Consider the following 16,109-nt stretch of genomic DNA (forward strand, 5'->3'; position numbering starts at 1 on the left):
TTAGCTAAAATAATTTCTTTATTAAATTCCTCGCTTAAAAGCTCTTCTAAATCAGAAACTAAACTGACTAAAGCTAGAGAGTCTAAATTTCCATTTATACCATAAATTTTTGTTTTTAAATTAGGGTTTTTAAAATCATCATTTTCTAACTCGTCGGCTAAATTTTTCAACGAATAAAAAATTATATTTTGAATTTTTTCTTGCATAATTTAATCCTTAATTATTGATTTACACTACTTGGAATATTAACTATTCTTTCACTTAAAAATTTAGCATTAGTCAAGTCGCCACATTGACAATCTTTATAAATTTTTAATTCATTGCTTAAAACCCATATAGGTCTTGTCATTATACCATTTTTATTACTATATTCTAAAAATAAATCTTTATCTTTGGTATTTTCAAACATAATAGCATTAAGCCAAAAATTAGGCTTGGTTCCTGATCTTGCTTTGATAAATTTTATAGGAAAATCATTTTGTTCAAAAAAATTTTCATATGATTTTGAAAGTTCCATTTTTATAGATAAAAATTTCTCCAATTGTTCTATTTGAGCTACAGCTAAAGCTGCATTAATATTAGGTAATCTATAATTATAAGCTATAGAATCATGTTTATACTTATAGATGTGAGGAAGTTTAGCTGTCGTACTTAAATGCTTAAGCTTTTTAGCTAAATTTTCATCATTAGTTAAAATTGCGCCACCACCACCACATGTAATAGTCTTATTTCCATTAAAACTTAAAATTCCACAAACTCCAAAATTGCCTGTGTGGATAAAATCATTGTTATATAAAACATAACTTCCTAAACTCTCAGCAGCATCTTCTATCAAATGAATATTCCATTTTTGACAAAGCTCTTTTATTTCTAGTATTCTTACAGGATGTCCAAAAGTATGCATAGGAACACAGGCTTTTATAACTTTTTTAGTTTTTTTATTAATAGTATAACCATCTTTCATCTGTGCATTTGTATTAAGAAAATTTTCTAGAGCAAATGGTGACATCCCCATACTATCTATATCAACATCAATATAAACTGGTTTTGCCCCAGTATAAGCAATAGCATTGCTTGTAGCTATGAAAGATAAGGGTTGTGTAATAACTTCACAATTTTCATCAACACCTAAAGCATGCAAACTGAGATGCAAAGCACTGGTGCCATTAGTAGTCGCCACAGCATATTTGGCACCACAAAAATTTGCGATATCAAGTTCAAATCTATCTACAAATTTTCCCACACTAGACACAAAACCACTATCTATACATTCATTTAGATATTTTTTTTCATTACCTTGGAATTTTGGCTCATGCAATGGTATATAATCATTTGTTTTATATATTGTTTTTATAAAATTTAAAATACTATCATAATACATATCAAACCTTGATTATATGTTATAAATATCACTTTTGTATTTTTTTAAATTTAAAGGATTACTAAACCACTCTATAGTTTGAACTAAGCCTTTTTCTATATCATATTGTGGTGAAAAGCTAGTAAGGCTTTTAATCTTGCTATTGTCACACCATAGTCTAAATACTTCACTATTTTCAGGTCTGATACGTTCATTTTCTGTGATAAATTCTACATTTGATCTCATAAGTTTTTTAATGAGTTCTAAAGTATCTTTTATGCTTATTTCATAATTTGATCCTATATTTACCACTTCACCTATAGCCTTTTGACATTTAGCTAACTCTAAAAACCCTAAACAAGTATCTTTTACATAATTAAAATCTCTAGTAGGACTTACATCTCCAAGCTTTATCTGTTTAGCTCCATTTGCAATTTGAGTGATGATAGTTGGGATCACCGCCCTTGCACTTTGCCTTGGACCATAGGTATTAAAAGGTCTTGCTATGGTCAGTGGGAGATTGAAAGCATTATAAAAACTCATCGCCATAGCATCAGCACTTATTTTACTTGCTGAATATGGACTTTGTGCTTGTAAAGGATGTCTTTCATCAATAGGCACATACAAAGCCGTACCATAAACCTCACTTGTACTTGTGTGAATAATACGCTTTACATTATTTTCTAATGCACTTTGGCAGATATTTAAAGTACCCTTTATATTAACATCCACATAACTATCTGGAGCAACATAAGAAAAAGGTATGGCTATTAAAGCTGCCAAATGAAAAATAATTTCTACATCTTTAGTGATGTTTTTGCAAAAATGTGGATCTCTAATATCTCCACAAACTACTTCAATATCTTTTAAACACTCTATATCTTCAAGCCAACCCCAATAATTAAAAGAATTATACTGACTTAAAGCTTTAATTTTATAACCATAAAACAAAGAATCCTTGTCTTTACTTTGTGTATAAAGCATTTCAACCAAATGTGAACCTATAAAACCATCTGCACCTGTAACTAATATCTTTTTCATTATTTATTACCTTAAAATAATTTTTTTAATCTACTGTATAATTAGCTATTTTATAATAAAATTTAAGCATATCAATTTGCTCATTTAATGTACATAAATCATCTGTTAAATTATGTAAAAAATTCTTTAATTGCAAATAAAGTCCTGGTTTATATTCTGTATCTAAAGTATAATCAATATCATTATAAAAATCTATGGATATTTCGCCTTTATTTTGTATAAGAAGTTTTTCCAATGGTTTAAAAACTAATCTATAATTATCTGTTAATATTTCAACAACCCACCTTCCAGGACTCTTCCAATTAGATTGATAGGCAAACAAAGCATTATTTTCACTAACTCCGCATCCACAAAAAGAAGAAGCTGAAGGATGCCAATCTAAAGCACAATTTGTATAAGAGGTTAATTTTTTAGGCTTACCACCAAGAAAAAAAGCTAAATCAACAACATGTGTAGAATTACACAAAAACCATTTATTTTTTACCAATGAAGACTTATCTAATTTTTCGATCACATGACTCCATTCAGTAAAATCAAAATTAAAGGATCTTACACCCCCATCTTTTAAAATCAACTCTTTTGCCTTCAAAACAGACGCATAAAATCTTCTATTGTATGCCACATAAATATTAGAATTTATCTTTTTAGCCTCATCATTTAAAAGCAAAAATTCACTATACCTTAAAGATCCTGGCTTTTCTAATAAAATATTTTTTATTCCATACTTAAGAAGCAAAAGACAATTCTCAAATAATGATTCAACATTTGTCGCAACAATTACATGAGAAGGTTTTTTACCGTTTTGCATAAGAATAAACTTTTGCAATCCTCCAACAAAAACCTCTTTGTTAGTTTTTATTTTACATACATTTGCACTACTCTCTCCTCTTCCAATGCATAAAAAATCAACATTAAGAGTCTGTAAAACTTTAATATAATCTTGAGCCATTTGACCACAACCAACAAGCCATACCATTTCAATATCCTTTAAATTTTTTAAGTAATTGGACAATAATCATATTTATTTTTACCAAAACTATTAATATGTGCAATCAAAGGAAGTATAAATTTCAAATGTAATTCCATAGCATCTTTATATTCAGGAAGTTGACAAGAATCATTCAATATATCTTCAAGTAAGATTGCACTTAACTCGCTTTGAAAATAACAAATTTTTTCTTCAAAACATTCAAATCTATCCCAATTATTATTTTCTCCTTGAATATAATAAAGACCTTTATTTTCATCAACAATAATACGCATATCATCTAAGCAAATATCAATAAGAAGAGGGGAACAATTTTCCATCGAAGTTAAAGAAAATAAAGCCCTATTGGTTCTTCCTGTAATAATACCATTTATCTCTAAAAATCCTTTTCTTTTAGAAGAATATAATGCTTTATTTACATTTGATAAATCTAAAGATTCTATCTTACTCTGTGATAAAAATTCTATACAATCCAAAAAATGCAAAGCATTACAAGCCATACCCCAGCTTCCACCAGAAATAGAAAAAGAAAGATATTTGCTATCTTTTAAATTATCTTGAATTCTTCTATAAAAAGGAAACATTCTTCTAGTGTGATTTACCCAACACCGTATATTATTTTCATTAATAAGTTTCAATGCTTTATAATATTCTTCCTCTTTTTGAAATAAAACTTTTTCCAAAATAATTTTTTTAATTCGCTTTTTACTGACCAACTCCTCAAGAATTTTATATCTTACATCAGAAGAAGTTGCTATCACAGCAAAACTAATATCTTCATACACCTCATCAATAGAATCTATAAAAAAATATTTCTTACCTTTCTTATTGACGTCATCACAAAGCATATTATTTAAATTAACTCTTGAAAATTCATTAGGCTCTAATATTTGAACCATAATTTCACGATTCGAATTGAAAAAACCTTGCATATACCTAGATCCTAATTGTCCACAACCTATTAAAAGTATTTTTACCATAAATAATTCCTTAACATTTTTATCCGATTATAAGTTAATATTATAAGAAATCAAATTTTCCCTATCGCATAAAGTTGTATAATACCTACTATTTTTTCATCTTGAGTGACAACTATTTCTTTGATTTTATGTTTTAGCATAAGCTCTTCTGCTTCACTTGCCATAGCGTTTGCTTCTATAGTTTTTGGACTCTCACTCATGATTTCTTTAGCTTTAAAATCAAATCTTGGCTTATCATTTGCTCTTAATGCTCTTCTTAAATCCCCATCTGTGATGATTCCAATTAGTTTTTCATTTTCAAGTACTATACAAAGCCCTAACTTACCGCTAGTCATCACATCAACTAACTCATTAAATTCACTCTCAGGGCTTACTATAGGTAGATTATTTGACACCATCAAATCGCCTACTCTAGTTAAAAGCTTTCTACCCAAGCTTCCCCCTGGATGAAATAAAGCAAAATCATCAGGTCTAAAATTCCTTGCTCTCATCAAAGCTACTGCTATAGCATCACCCATCGCTAAAGTAGCCGTAGTAGAAGAAGTTGGAGCAAGTTGAAGCGGGCAAGCTTCTTTTTTTACTGCTATGTTTATAAAAATATCAGCTTGTTTGGCCAGGGTAGAGTTTTGATTTCCAGCCATGACAATTAAAGGAATTTTTCTTTTTTTAATTACTGGTATAAGCTTTAAAACCTCTTCAGTTTCTCCTGAATTTGAAATAGCTAAAAGCACATCCTCACTTGTGAGCATACCAAGATCTCCGTGCAATGCTTCGCCTGGATGCATAAAAAAGCTCGGGGTACCTGTGCTAGCCAAGGTTGCAGCTATCTTAGCTCCTATATGGCCTGATTTACCCATACCACTTACTACACATCTACCTTTGATAGATAAAATCAGCTCAATGGCTTTATTAAAACCTTCATCTAAATTATCGCATAAATCTAAAATCGTTTTTGATTCTATCTCAAAAACTTCTTTGGCTATTTTAATTGCATCGATTTGACTCATCTAAATTCCTATATATTTAACACTACATTAGTTGCAATAGCTATTTGATATAAAATTTGTGTTAGCATGCTAAAAATTTGTAAATTTTGGCTATCTACTTTTGGTAAAACTAAAATAGAATCTCCTGCTTTGATATCTGCTGAGCTTCTACCGCTGTATTTAGTTGCTTTACCATTAGCATTGATAACTAAAACTCTTGATATATCCGCTCTATCGCTAAAACCACCTGCTAGGTTGATATAATATCTTAATTTTTCTTTATCCATATATACAAATGCACCTGGTATAGAAACTTCACCCTGAACTAAAACAAGATTATTTTTACTAGGTACATTTACTACATCACCTTCTTCTAATACTATAGAATTATACGCTTTAACATTGTCTATAACGATTTGTCCTTTTGGTTGGGCTTGCTTTGCACGCGCAATAAATTCTAAAATCGTCTTAGCTTGAGTAGCTCTAATGCTAGCTTGCTCAGCATTGACTGAAGAACTTGTTAGAGCTAATGTTTCAAGCTCTTTAAGTTGGGCTTCTATAAGTTGTTTTTGAGTAGTCGCTACACTTTTTCTAAAAACCTGCAAGGCATTAATGTTTGATTGATCATTAACTGTAATCATTTTAGCAAGTTCAGCTAAAGTTGTGCCTTTTTTTATCACCACTGAGTGCAAACCACTATGCTCACCTTCTATACTAATGCTAATATTTTGTGCTGTATAATCAGGTCTAAACTCTATCTCATCGCCATTATATAACTTCACACCTAAAAACTGCTTTTTGCTGTAAGCATCCACATGTAATTTATGATCATCTCTATAGCTTTTTACCACAGCATTAGTTACTATAGGTTTAGCTCCTGCAACTTTGGCTATATCTTCTAAATTTAAAATATCATTACTGAGCTCAAATCTAAAAGGTTTTTGCACATCTCCTTCTACAAAAACATACTTTTGTACACTACCCACTAAAATCACATCACCCATTCTAAAAGGGAAAAGATCAAGCTGGCCTTTAAGTAAAAAGTCATATAAATCTATCTTTTTAATAACTTTATTATCTCTTAAAATTTGAATATCTCTAAAACTACCATATTCTAAATTAATTCCACTAGCTTTATCTAAATACTGTATAATAGAATCTGAACTTAGTCCTTGATAAAGACCAGGTTGATTCACATTTCCTGTAACAAATACCGATACATTTTGATAAATATCCATATCCGCATACACATAGACATTGCTTTTATAGATTTTATTAATAGCTTTTGTAATAACTTGAACCAAAGCACTATTTTTCACACCCAAAAGATTAATTGCTCCTACTTTTGGTATAAAAATATTTCCTTGAGAATCTACTGTTAAAGTTTGTATAAACTCTACTGCGCCCCAAATTTTTACATTAATCCTATCGCCTACTGCTAATTTATAATCAGGATTGTAAACATGTTGGGTAAATTTAGTAAAATTACCATTAAATAAGTGAGCACCAAAAACTTTAGTTATCGGAACTTGAGTTTGATTAAAATCACTTTGGTTGTTATCATAATTTATAATTTGTGGCTCTAAAGATGGAGTTAATGGTTGATTTTGAATTTTTGCGATTTGAGAAACATCTACCGCTGAAAATAAAAACAAAGGTAAAAGTAAAAATAAAAATATCTTTTTCATTAGTATCTATGCTCCTCTATAATCATTTTAGTAAATTTAACAATTCCATAAATCAAAGATAAAATCATAAAAGCTGTGAGTATATTATACAAAGCTTCTGGATATTTAGCACTTTGAGGTAAACTTGGACTTTGCACTATAACCACTTGTTTTATCTTTCTTAAAGCTTCTATCCTAGCACTCTCATAAGCTTTTAATGCAGCTGTGTAAGCGCTTTCTGCAAAACCTGCTTCTATGGTTAGATCTTGAAATTTAGCTGCAAGATCATTAAGTTTTTGAGAAGACTTTGGCGATGAAACTTTGGATTTTTCTTTTTGAAGTTGTTTTTTTAAAGCTGTGATTTCACTTTTTATAGTGACAATTTGTGGTGCATTATCATTTATATAACTTTGCATCATCAAAAGTTCAGCTTCTTTGGCTGCTATTTTTGATTCGAGTTCAGCAATGAGTTTTAGAGCACCTTCTGCTTGTTTGAGTGGATCAAATACTCCATATTTATTTTGAAAAGCTAATAGTTCATCTTTAGCTTTTTGATATCTTTTTTTGAACTGCAAAAGCTCTTCTTCAGCAAATTGCATTTGATCTCTTGCAGCTTTGTGTGAAATTTCATTAATAAATTTTTCACTTTCTTTAACTATAGTTGAAGCTATCAAATGTGCACTTTGTGGGTCAAAACCTTCAACTTCTACACGCAAAAGCCCATTGGCTGAATTTTCTTGAATAATCTTAACACGGTTTTGATAATACTTTAAAAACTCTTCCTGATTGGCTGATGAAGAAATACTATAAAAAAAATCAAGTTTTTGTTTTTGATATAACTCACGAATTTGAATTTTTTCTTCTAAAATATTTAGCATATCTAAAGAATGAATATAAGATTTTAAGAAAGTTATATCCTCACTTGAAAAAGAATTATTAGTTAAAAGTGCAGCAATTCCGGTGATAGCTCCGCTATCTCCTGTGGTTGATTTCACACTTAAAACACTTTCACTCACATAACGATTTGCTGCTATAAAAACATAATAAAATACAACAAATGCCGTCAAAATCAACACTATTTTGAAAGAGTTAAGTATCTTTAAATTTTTAAACTTTTTTAATAAATCATTTTGCATTTATTTTTCCTTGATACACCGCTATACCTTCATCTACATCATCATATATAGTAGCTTGTCCATCTTGCATAAATATAATTTTATCACACCATTGTTTAATTTCAGCTACATTATGTGAAACCATGATAACTTTTGACTGACTTAATTTTTCTTTATAGATTTTAGAGCTTTTTTCTCTAAATTTAGGATCTCCCACAGCACCTGCTTCATCAATCAAATAATAATCAAAGTCAAATGCCATACTTAAGCCAAAAGATATCCTAGCACTCATACCTGCTGAGTAAGTATTCATAGGCTCATCAAAAAATTTACCAAGCTCAGCAAAATCTTCAACGAATTTAATCTTTTCCTCTAAAGCCTTTCCTTTATAACCGTATACTCTAGCCACAAAGCGTGCATTATCTCTTGCTGAAAGTCTGTGTTGAAATGCACCTGCCAAGCCTAGAGGCCAAGATAGTTTTTTATTAGTGATAATCTTGCCTCTATCAGGAAGCAAGGAGCCACTTAAAAGTTTCATTAAAGTAGATTTTCCAGCACCATTGCGTCCCATTAAACCTATACTACAATTTTCAGGAAATTCAAAACTTAAGTTTTTAAAAACATAATGTCTTCCACCATTACGTAAGGGAAAAGATTTGGTTAAATTAACTAATTTTATCATCGCACCGCTATCAACTTTTCTCTAGTAAAATAATAAAAAAACAATCCCAAAAACAAAATCACACTCAAACATGCAATAGGGTAATAATAATTATAATCATCAAGCAATGGATAATTTTGAAAAAAATTATATTTTAAAAGTTCCATGATATGCAAAAGCGGATTGTAATATAAAATGTCTAAAATAGGTTTTGGAACTATCCATATAGGAAATACTACCAAAGCCGTCCAATATAAAACTATATTTAAATAATTTAATGCCATTTTTAAAGGCTCTGCAAAATGTCCTGCTATAGCAAAACACATCCCCATAGCAAAACCAAATACCACAAGCAAAAAAAGCGAAAACATCACTTCTAAAAAATGTTTAGGTATAACTTGCATATGCAAAAACCAACCTGCTAAAAACATTACGCAAATAAAAATAGTAAAATAAATACAAAACTCAAGCATAGTCCTAGCAATAAAAACATGTATAGGGCGAATAGGTTTATAAGCAAAAAGAGTTAAATTTGATCCTATACCATTTAAAAGCTGAGTAATAATGCTCCTAAACATAAAAAAAGGTATAATCCCTACTGCTAAAAATAAAAAAATAGAAATACCCTCAGGCATGATTTGATGATGAAATTCTCTAATAGCTGCCACAATAGAAGTGATTACCAAAACCACCATCATAGGCTCTCCAATCACCCAAAAATAGCCCAAATATTTATTAATACCAAATCTTGTCTTTAACTCTCTAAAAAAAAGAGCATGTATGACATTAAACATATTTTTAGCAAACCTTTTTAAATTTTCAAAATTTTTATATTATACTTTTTTATCTTATATAATATTTAACAAGGTTTAAAAATGAAAAGAAATTTCTTTGAAGAATTAGAAAAAATTTTATATCATAAAGATATTTTTAAAAAGATTGAATTATTTAATGAATTTTATGAAAATTTCAAATCTAATTTGTATGATTTTAATCATTCGCATGAAGCGATCATTTGTGAGAACTCACAAGTTAAAATCCTTCATCCTATGAAAATAAGGCGTCCAAAAGAAGCAAATAGCACTTTATCTTTAGCAAAAATATTACATTCAGTTGTGCATATAGAATATAGTGCTATAAATTTGGCTTTAGATGCTAGTTATAGGTTTAAAAACTTGCCATTGAAATTTTATCAAGATTGGCTTGAGGTAGCTGATGAGGAAATTAAGCATTTTTTACTTTTAGAAAAAACTTTAAATGAACTTGGTTTTAAATATGGAGATTTCCATGCGCATGATAATCTTGAAAAAGCCTTATTCTTAACCAAAGATAATCTTGCTCATAGAATGGGCATAGTTCATAGAGGACTTGAAGCAAAAGGACTTGATGCTAATCCTTTTGTCTTAGAAAAATTAAACACAACTAATCATCCTATAAAAAGTTTATTTAGTGAAATTTTTACCATTATATTAAATGATGAGATTAAACATGTAAATAAAGGAGATTTTTGGTGGAATTATACAAAAAAAGAAAATGATAACTATCTTGACCTTTGTGCTAAATATAAAGAATTTAATCTTTTAGGAAAAGTATATAACAAAACAGCTAGAATTCAAGCAGGATTTAATGAAAGCGAACTTCAAGAACTAGATAATTTTTATAATAAAAAATGAAATGGTGGTTAGAGGCAGAATCGAACTGCCGACACGCAGATTTTCAGTCTGCTGCTCTACCGACTGAGCTATCCAACCACTGAATTGAAGTTGTAATTATACAATAGTTTTTTTAAAAAAAGTTGAAATTTGCATAAAAATGCAAATTATTCAGAAAAAGCTCCAAATTTAAAGATTTTTTGCATTCTCAGTGCTGCTAATTCACGTTTATCGTATTGTTCTAATTCTTCTATAGCTTTTAAGACATAATCACTTAAATTTTTAATCGCATTTTCTTTATCTCTATGAGCTCCACTCATTGGCTCTTCGATGACATCATCAATCAAACCTTGAGTTTTTAAATCATCAGCAGTTACTTTCATCGCCTTAGTAGCAGCTTCGCTTTTTGATGGATCATTCCATAAAATAGCAGCACAACCCTCAGGTGAAATCACAGAAAAAACTGAATTTTTCATCATAGCAAGTTTATCAGCTACTCCTATAGCCAAAGCACCACCACTTCCACCTTCACCTATAACTACTGCTATAGTGATTGTTTTAAGGGCACTTAACTCATATAAATTTCTAGCTATAGCCTCACTTTGACCACGCTCTTCAGCACCCACTCCTGGGTAAGCACCCGGAGTATCTACTAAAAATAACACCGGTATGTCAAATTTTTCAGCCATTTTTGCCACTCTTAGAGCTTTTCTATAACCTTCAGGATGAGGCATACCAAAATTTCTATGAAGTTTATCTTTAGTACCTCTACCTTTTTGCTCACCTATAACAATAATTTTTTTACCACCTATATAGCCTGCATAACATACAATAGCAGGATCATCTCTAAAAGCACGATCACCATGAATTTCATAAGCATCGCTTAATATAGCTTGAATATAATCAAGCGCATAAGGACGATCAGGATGTCTTGCAAGCTGTAAGCGTTGATAATCACTTAAATTTTTATAAACTTTTTGAGTTTCTTTTTCAAGGTTTTTTTCTAAAATTTTTACTGCTTCATCATCGCCTTTGATTTTAGCATTTGCTAAATCCTCATCAATTTGCTGAATATTTTTTTCAAAATCTAAATAAGAAGCCATATTAATCTACTTTTTTGAAAATCACACAACCATTTGTTCCACCAAAACCAAAAGAATTGCTCATTACTACATTAACTTCGCTTTTTCTTGCAGTATTTGGTATATAGTCAAGATCACAGTTTTCATCTGCTACGATTTGATTGATAGTTGGCGGTAATACACCTTGATCAAGCGCCATTAAAGAAATAACAGCTTCAATAGCACCAGCAGCACCTAAGCAATGGCCTGTTTGACCTTTTGTAGAACTAACTAAAGGAATTTGATCTTTGAAAAGCTCTTTAATAGCTGCTGTTTCATTTTTATCATTTACCGGGGTAGAAGTTCCGTGCGCATTAATATAATCTACTTTTGGATTTCCTGCCATTTTTAAAGCTTTTTTCATAGCACGCAATGGCCCTTCTAAAGTAGGCGAAGTGATATGATGTGCGTCCGCACTTTCGCCAAAACCTACTAACTCAGCATAAATTTTAGCTCCACGCTTTTTAGCAGCCTCATACTCTTCAAACACTAAAGCACCAGCACCCTCACCCATTACAAAACCATCTCTTTCTTTATCAAATGGTCTTGAAGCCTTAGCTGGATCATCGTTTCTAGTAGAAAGAGCTTTCATAGCAGCAAAGCCACCTATACCCACAGCACAAATGGCTGCTTCAGCACCTACTACAAGCATTTTATCTGCACTACCTAAAGCTATGCTTTTATAAGCTTCGCCTATGGCATGAGTTCCCGCTGCACAAGCAGTTACACATGAGATATTTGGTCCTTGTAATCCATGTTCGATTGAAATAATCCCACCAAGCATATTAACCAAAGCTGAAGGTATAAAAAAAGGAGTAATTTTACGTGGTCCACGCTGTGCGCAAGTAACGGAATTTTTTTCTATATTTGGTAAACCACCTATACCAGCTGCTGAAACTACACCAAATTCTTCTTTGTTTAAAGTTTCATCAAATTTAGCATCTTCCATAGCTTCTCTTGCTGCTTTAATGCCAAGTTGTATAAAACGGTCTATTTTTTTAACCTCTTTAGCATCACAAACACTTAAAGGATCAAAATTTTTTACTTCAGCAGCAATTTGCACTGGAAAATCAGTGGTATCAAAAAGAGTGATTTTATCAACACCACTTTTGCCATCACAAATTGCTTTAAATGAGCTATCTTTGTCTAAGCCAAGGGCATTGATCATTCCTATACCTGTTACTACAACGCGTTTCAAACCACACTCCTTATTAAAAATTAAAATTATTTTTGAAGATTTTCTATATAATTAACAACATCTTCGATTTTTACTAGTTTTTCAGCATCGCTGTCTGGAATTTCTACATCAAATTTTTCTTCTAAAGCCATAACTAATTCAACAACATCTAAAGAATCTGCACCTAAATCTTCAATGATTTTAGATTCCATTTTAACTGCATCTTCATCAACACTAAGTTGCTCAACAACTACTTTTTTTACATCATCAAAAATTGCCATTTTTATCTCCTAGTTTAAAAAATTAAACCACATTTTACAATAAAAAAATAAATTTCTTGTTTAAAAAGTTAAAAATTAAAGATTATTACGAAAAATTTAACTATCTGTGTTTAAATAAAAGCTTAAAAATTTTAGCAAAGGTAATTGATGCTTTTAGATAAACTTATAAAAGAAAATAAAAAAACTTGGGATCGATACATCCATCATGAATTTGTAAAAAAACTTCAAAATGGCACTTTAGAAAAAGATGTGTTTTTATTTTATCTTAAACAAGATTATATCTTTTTAAATAATTATGCAAAATGCTATGCCCTGCTTGCTTTAAATGCGAACAATGCTAAAGAAATTCAATTTGCTATTAAAAATCAAAACTACACTTTAGAAGGAGAGTTAGAGCTTCATAGAAGTATTTTAAAGCTAGGTATTGATGTAGAAAAACTAGACTATAAAGATGAAAGTTTAACCAATATTGCTTATACAAGGTACTTACTAAGCGTGGGACAAAATGGAGATTATTTAGATATGCTGTGTGCTTTAAGTGCTTGTGCTATAGGCTATGCATATATAGGAGAAGAAATTTATAAAGGACTTAATAAACAAAGCTTAGAAAATCATCCTTACAAAGAGTGGATTTTAACCTATGCGGGTAAAGAATTTCAAGATGAAATCAAAGAATTTAAAGACTTTTTTAATTCTTATGCAAATAGCATTAGTGAAGAAAAATTTAAAAAATTAAATGAAATTTTTTATACTACTGTAAGACTTGAAACAGCCTTTTGGCAACACTCTTTAGAGCAAAAAATGGAAATTTAATCATCATAAAGATGATTAAATTATCAATTTAGCAATATTAATCCCCAAAAAAGCGATCAAATACGCACATAAAGATGTAAATATAAAAAGATACCACGCATATTTTTTATTTCCAGCTTCTTTAGCAAAAACTATAGTTGCTGCAAAACAAGGATTATAAATCATAACAAAAAGTATAAAAGCTACTGCTGTGCTAAAAGGGATGTTTTCTTTTATAGCTTCTTGTAAATTTAAACTTGTTTCATCAACCTCATCACCTAAAGAATAAAGCACACCCATAGTAGAAATCATCACTTCTTTAGCAGCTAAACCACTTACCAAAGATACACTAAGTTTCCAATCAAAGCCAAGTGGTGCAAAAATAAGCTCTATTGCTTTACCAAATTGTCCAAGATAACTATTTTCTATTTGAAGCTCTTGAGTTAAAGCATCTTGAGTATTATTTTCTTGTGCAGGAAAATTACTCGCAAACCAAATAAGCAAAGAAGCTATTAAAATAAATGTTCCTGCTTTTTTTAAATACATTTTGGCTTTATTAAACACCATAAACCATACCAAATTCCAATTTGGCATTCTATATTTTGGCATTTCCATTACAAAGGGTTCATCTTGTCCTTTAAAAGCACTCATTCTTAAAATTTTAGCTGCAATCAAACCCAAAAACGCACCCAAAAGATAAATCCCAAAAAGATAATTTCCCGCTACATCAGCAGGAAAAAACACTCCAACAAAAAGCACATATACAGGAAGTCTTGCGCCACAACTCATAAAATTAATAATAAAAAGAGTTAATAATCTATCTTTTTTATTTTTTAAAGTTCTTGTAGCCATAAATGCAGGTACTGAGCAACCAAAACCCGTGATTAAAGGGATGAAACTTTTACCATGTAAGCCAAATTTGTATAAAATTCCATCTAATAAAAATGCAACCCTAGCCATATATCCAGTTGTTTCAAGCAAGGCTATACCAAAAAATAAAATCATAATATTTGGTAAAAAAGTTATAACCGCACCAACCCCACCTAAAACACCATCAGCTAAGGCTGAAGCGATGAATTCATTGCTAATATTATTTTTTACCATATCACCTAAGTTAGTAAAAAACATTTCTATATAATCCATAGGGATTTGACCTAAAGTAAAGGTTAGTTGAAATAAAACCCACATAAAAAACAAAAATATAGGAATTCCTAAAAATTTATTGATTAAAATAGAGTCTATTTCTTTGGTATGATTTTTATACTTAACACCCTTACTTAAAACCTTAGCACATATACCATTTGCAAAAGCAATTAGCTCTTCTTTAAAAATACTTTCCATATCTTTGCTATGATATGCCATATAGATTTTTTCCAAAGCTTCATCAAGTATTTTTCCCAAAGCGTGTGAAATGACTATATTAGCTTCATTTTTAAGCAAAGCTATCGCTAAATCTTTTGTAGAAAAATCTAAATATGTAATTTCATTTTGATTTAAAAATTCACTTATTTTTGCGAGTTCTTCTTCTATAATATCACTATAAACACGCTCTTTAGCTTCAAATTTAGCTTCATGGGTTAAAATGATTAAATCCAAAAGTGTATTTAGATTTTCTTTAGTTTTAGCACACACGCCAAGACAAGGTGTATTTAGAAGTTGGGATAAAATTTTAAAATCTATACTAAAACCTTCATTTTTAGCTTCATCTTGCATATTTAAAGCCATAATCATTTTGGTTTTAGCTTCTATTAAAGATGCACTCAAAATCAAATTACGCTCTAAATTTGTAGAATCAAGCACATTTACTACAAGATCAAATTTACCCTTGTTTAAAAAATCTTTTGTGATTTTTTCTTCTTCGCTATAACCATCTAATGCATAAGTTCCTGGTAAATCTATAAATTTAAACTCATAATTTTTATAAACTAATCTAGCCTCAGCCTTTTCAACCGTAACACCGCTAAAATTGCCAACTTTCATATTAGCTTTGCAAAGTGCGTTAATTAATAAACTTTTACCGACATTTGGCTGACCCACTAAAGCAACGATGATTTCTTTCATTAAAACTCTTTTGAAATTTGTATTATTTTTGCTTCACTTGAGCGTAAAATCACGCAAGTTGTATCAAGTTCTACCATAATAGTAGAATTTGCTATAGAAGAGCGAATTTTTTTAACTTTTTTGTTTTTTGCAAAACCAAAACTAAAAAGTCTTGCTTGGAGTTGTTTATCTGCTTCAAAGCCTACTATAATAGCTTCTTCATTATCTTTTAATGTATCTAAAGTCAT

Annotated in this window: 17 protein-coding genes and 1 tRNA gene; 2 read left to right on the plus strand and 16 right to left on the minus strand. The window is 30.2% G+C overall.

The genetic code is table 11. The features are described 5' to 3' along the window. The 10 genes from CAMP18497_RS00705 to kpsM form a co-directional block, all read right to left on the minus strand. Positions 1–206, minus strand: a 206-nt coding sequence (locus tag CAMP18497_RS00705) for a hypothetical protein (protein ID WP_337212122.1), incomplete at its 3' end; no start/stop codon positions are given. Between the two features lie 14 nt (positions 207–220). Further along, a complete protein-coding gene (locus CAMP18497_RS00710) occupies positions 221–1,381 on the minus strand; it encodes a LegC family aminotransferase (protein WP_337212123.1) in 1,161 nt (386 codons plus the stop codon). A gap of 12 nt (positions 1,382–1,393) precedes the next feature. Then, positions 1,394–2,401 carry an NAD-dependent 4,6-dehydratase LegB gene (locus CAMP18497_RS00715; RefSeq protein ID WP_337212124.1) on the minus strand — a complete coding sequence of 336 codons (1,008 nt, stop codon included), beginning with the start codon at positions 2,399–2,401 and terminating at the stop codon, positions 1,394–1,396. A gap of 25 nt (positions 2,402–2,426) precedes the next feature. Then, positions 2,427–3,377: a gfo/Idh/MocA family oxidoreductase gene (locus tag CAMP18497_RS00720; RefSeq protein ID WP_337212125.1), complete on the minus strand. Its 951-nt coding sequence runs from the start codon at positions 3,375–3,377 to the stop codon at positions 2,427–2,429. Between the two features lie 20 nt (positions 3,378–3,397). Continuing rightward, positions 3,398–4,369 carry a Gfo/Idh/MocA family oxidoreductase gene (locus CAMP18497_RS00725; RefSeq protein WP_337212126.1) on the minus strand — a complete coding sequence of 324 codons (972 nt, stop codon included), beginning with the start codon at positions 4,367–4,369 and terminating at the stop codon, positions 3,398–3,400. Between the two features lie 50 nt (positions 4,370–4,419). Further along, the gene (locus CAMP18497_RS00730) at positions 4,420–5,376 is read right to left on the minus strand and encodes a KpsF/GutQ family sugar-phosphate isomerase (RefSeq protein ID WP_442867756.1); all 957 of its coding nucleotides are present in this window, start codon (positions 5,374–5,376) and stop codon (positions 4,420–4,422) included. Positions 5,377–5,384: 8 nt separating this feature from the next. Next, the gene (locus CAMP18497_RS00735) at positions 5,385–7,043 is read right to left on the minus strand and encodes a polysaccharide biosynthesis/export family protein (protein WP_337212127.1); all 1,659 of its coding nucleotides are present in this window, start codon (positions 7,041–7,043) and stop codon (positions 5,385–5,387) included. Further along, a complete protein-coding gene (locus tag CAMP18497_RS00740; RefSeq protein WP_337212128.1) occupies positions 7,043–8,158 on the minus strand; it encodes a capsule biosynthesis protein in 1,116 nt (371 codons plus the stop codon). Before CAMP18497_RS00740 ends, CAMP18497_RS00735 begins: the two co-directional genes overlap by 1 nt. After that, complete coding sequence (locus CAMP18497_RS00745; RefSeq protein WP_039617525.1) at positions 8,148–8,819, minus strand: capsular polysaccharide export system, ATP-binding protein; 672 nt, start codon at positions 8,817–8,819, stop codon at positions 8,148–8,150. Before CAMP18497_RS00745 ends, CAMP18497_RS00740 begins: the two co-directional genes overlap by 11 nt. After that, on the minus strand, positions 8,816–9,592 hold the full coding sequence (kpsM, locus tag CAMP18497_RS00750; protein WP_337212129.1) for a capsule polysaccharide transporter KpsM: 777 nt from the start codon (positions 9,590–9,592) through the stop codon (positions 8,816–8,818). The genes CAMP18497_RS00745 and kpsM overlap by 4 nt, the downstream gene beginning before the upstream one ends. Positions 9,593–9,673: 81 nt before the next feature. On the opposite strand from kpsM, the gene CAMP18497_RS00755 reads away from it, so the two are divergent. Then, positions 9,674–10,471 carry a ferritin-like domain-containing protein gene (locus tag CAMP18497_RS00755; protein WP_337212131.1) on the plus strand — a complete coding sequence of 266 codons (798 nt, stop codon included), beginning with the start codon at positions 9,674–9,676 and terminating at the stop codon, positions 10,469–10,471. A gap of 2 nt (positions 10,472–10,473) precedes the next feature. Here the strand turns inward: CAMP18497_RS00755 and CAMP18497_RS00760 are convergent. The 4 genes from CAMP18497_RS00760 to acpP all read right to left on the minus strand — a co-directional run bounded on the left by CAMP18497_RS00760 (position 10,474) and on the right by acpP (position 13,029). Further along, positions 10,474–10,549 (minus strand) — tRNA-Phe (locus tag CAMP18497_RS00760). A gap of 68 nt (positions 10,550–10,617) precedes the next feature. Then, positions 10,618–11,553 (minus strand): acetyl-CoA carboxylase carboxyltransferase subunit alpha, encoded by a 936-nt coding sequence (locus CAMP18497_RS00765; RefSeq protein WP_087700711.1) that lies wholly within the window; start codon positions 11,551–11,553, stop codon positions 10,618–10,620. 1 nt (position 11,554) lies between these two features. Continuing rightward, a complete protein-coding gene (locus CAMP18497_RS00770) occupies positions 11,555–12,769 on the minus strand; it encodes a beta-ketoacyl-ACP synthase II (protein ID WP_263663638.1) in 1,215 nt (404 codons plus the stop codon). A 26-nt stretch (positions 12,770–12,795) separates the two neighbouring features. Next, on the minus strand, positions 12,796–13,029 hold the full coding sequence (gene acpP, locus CAMP18497_RS00775; RefSeq protein ID WP_039617517.1) for an acyl carrier protein: 234 nt from the start codon (positions 13,027–13,029) through the stop codon (positions 12,796–12,798). Positions 13,030–13,176: 147 nt separating this feature from the next. Between acpP and tenA the strand changes: the two genes are divergently transcribed. Then, a complete protein-coding gene (tenA, locus tag CAMP18497_RS00780) occupies positions 13,177–13,842 on the plus strand; it encodes a thiaminase II (protein ID WP_337212132.1) in 666 nt (221 codons plus the stop codon). Positions 13,843–13,857: 15 nt separating this feature from the next. Here the strand turns inward: tenA and feoB are convergent, their stop codons facing one another. Beyond that, the gene (feoB, locus tag CAMP18497_RS00785; protein WP_337212134.1) at positions 13,858–15,882 is read right to left on the minus strand and encodes a ferrous iron transport protein B; all 2,025 of its coding nucleotides are present in this window, start codon (positions 15,880–15,882) and stop codon (positions 13,858–13,860) included. After that, positions 15,882–16,109 (minus strand): FeoA family protein, encoded by a 228-nt coding sequence (locus tag CAMP18497_RS00790; RefSeq protein ID WP_039625344.1) that lies wholly within the window; start codon positions 16,107–16,109, stop codon positions 15,882–15,884. The genes feoB and CAMP18497_RS00790 overlap by 1 nt, the downstream gene beginning before the upstream one ends.

The organism is Campylobacter sp. W0066.1 (assembly GCF_024723635.1).
In the GTDB taxonomy this organism is placed as follows: domain Bacteria; phylum Campylobacterota; class Campylobacteria; order Campylobacterales; family Campylobacteraceae; genus Campylobacter_D; species Campylobacter_D lari_C.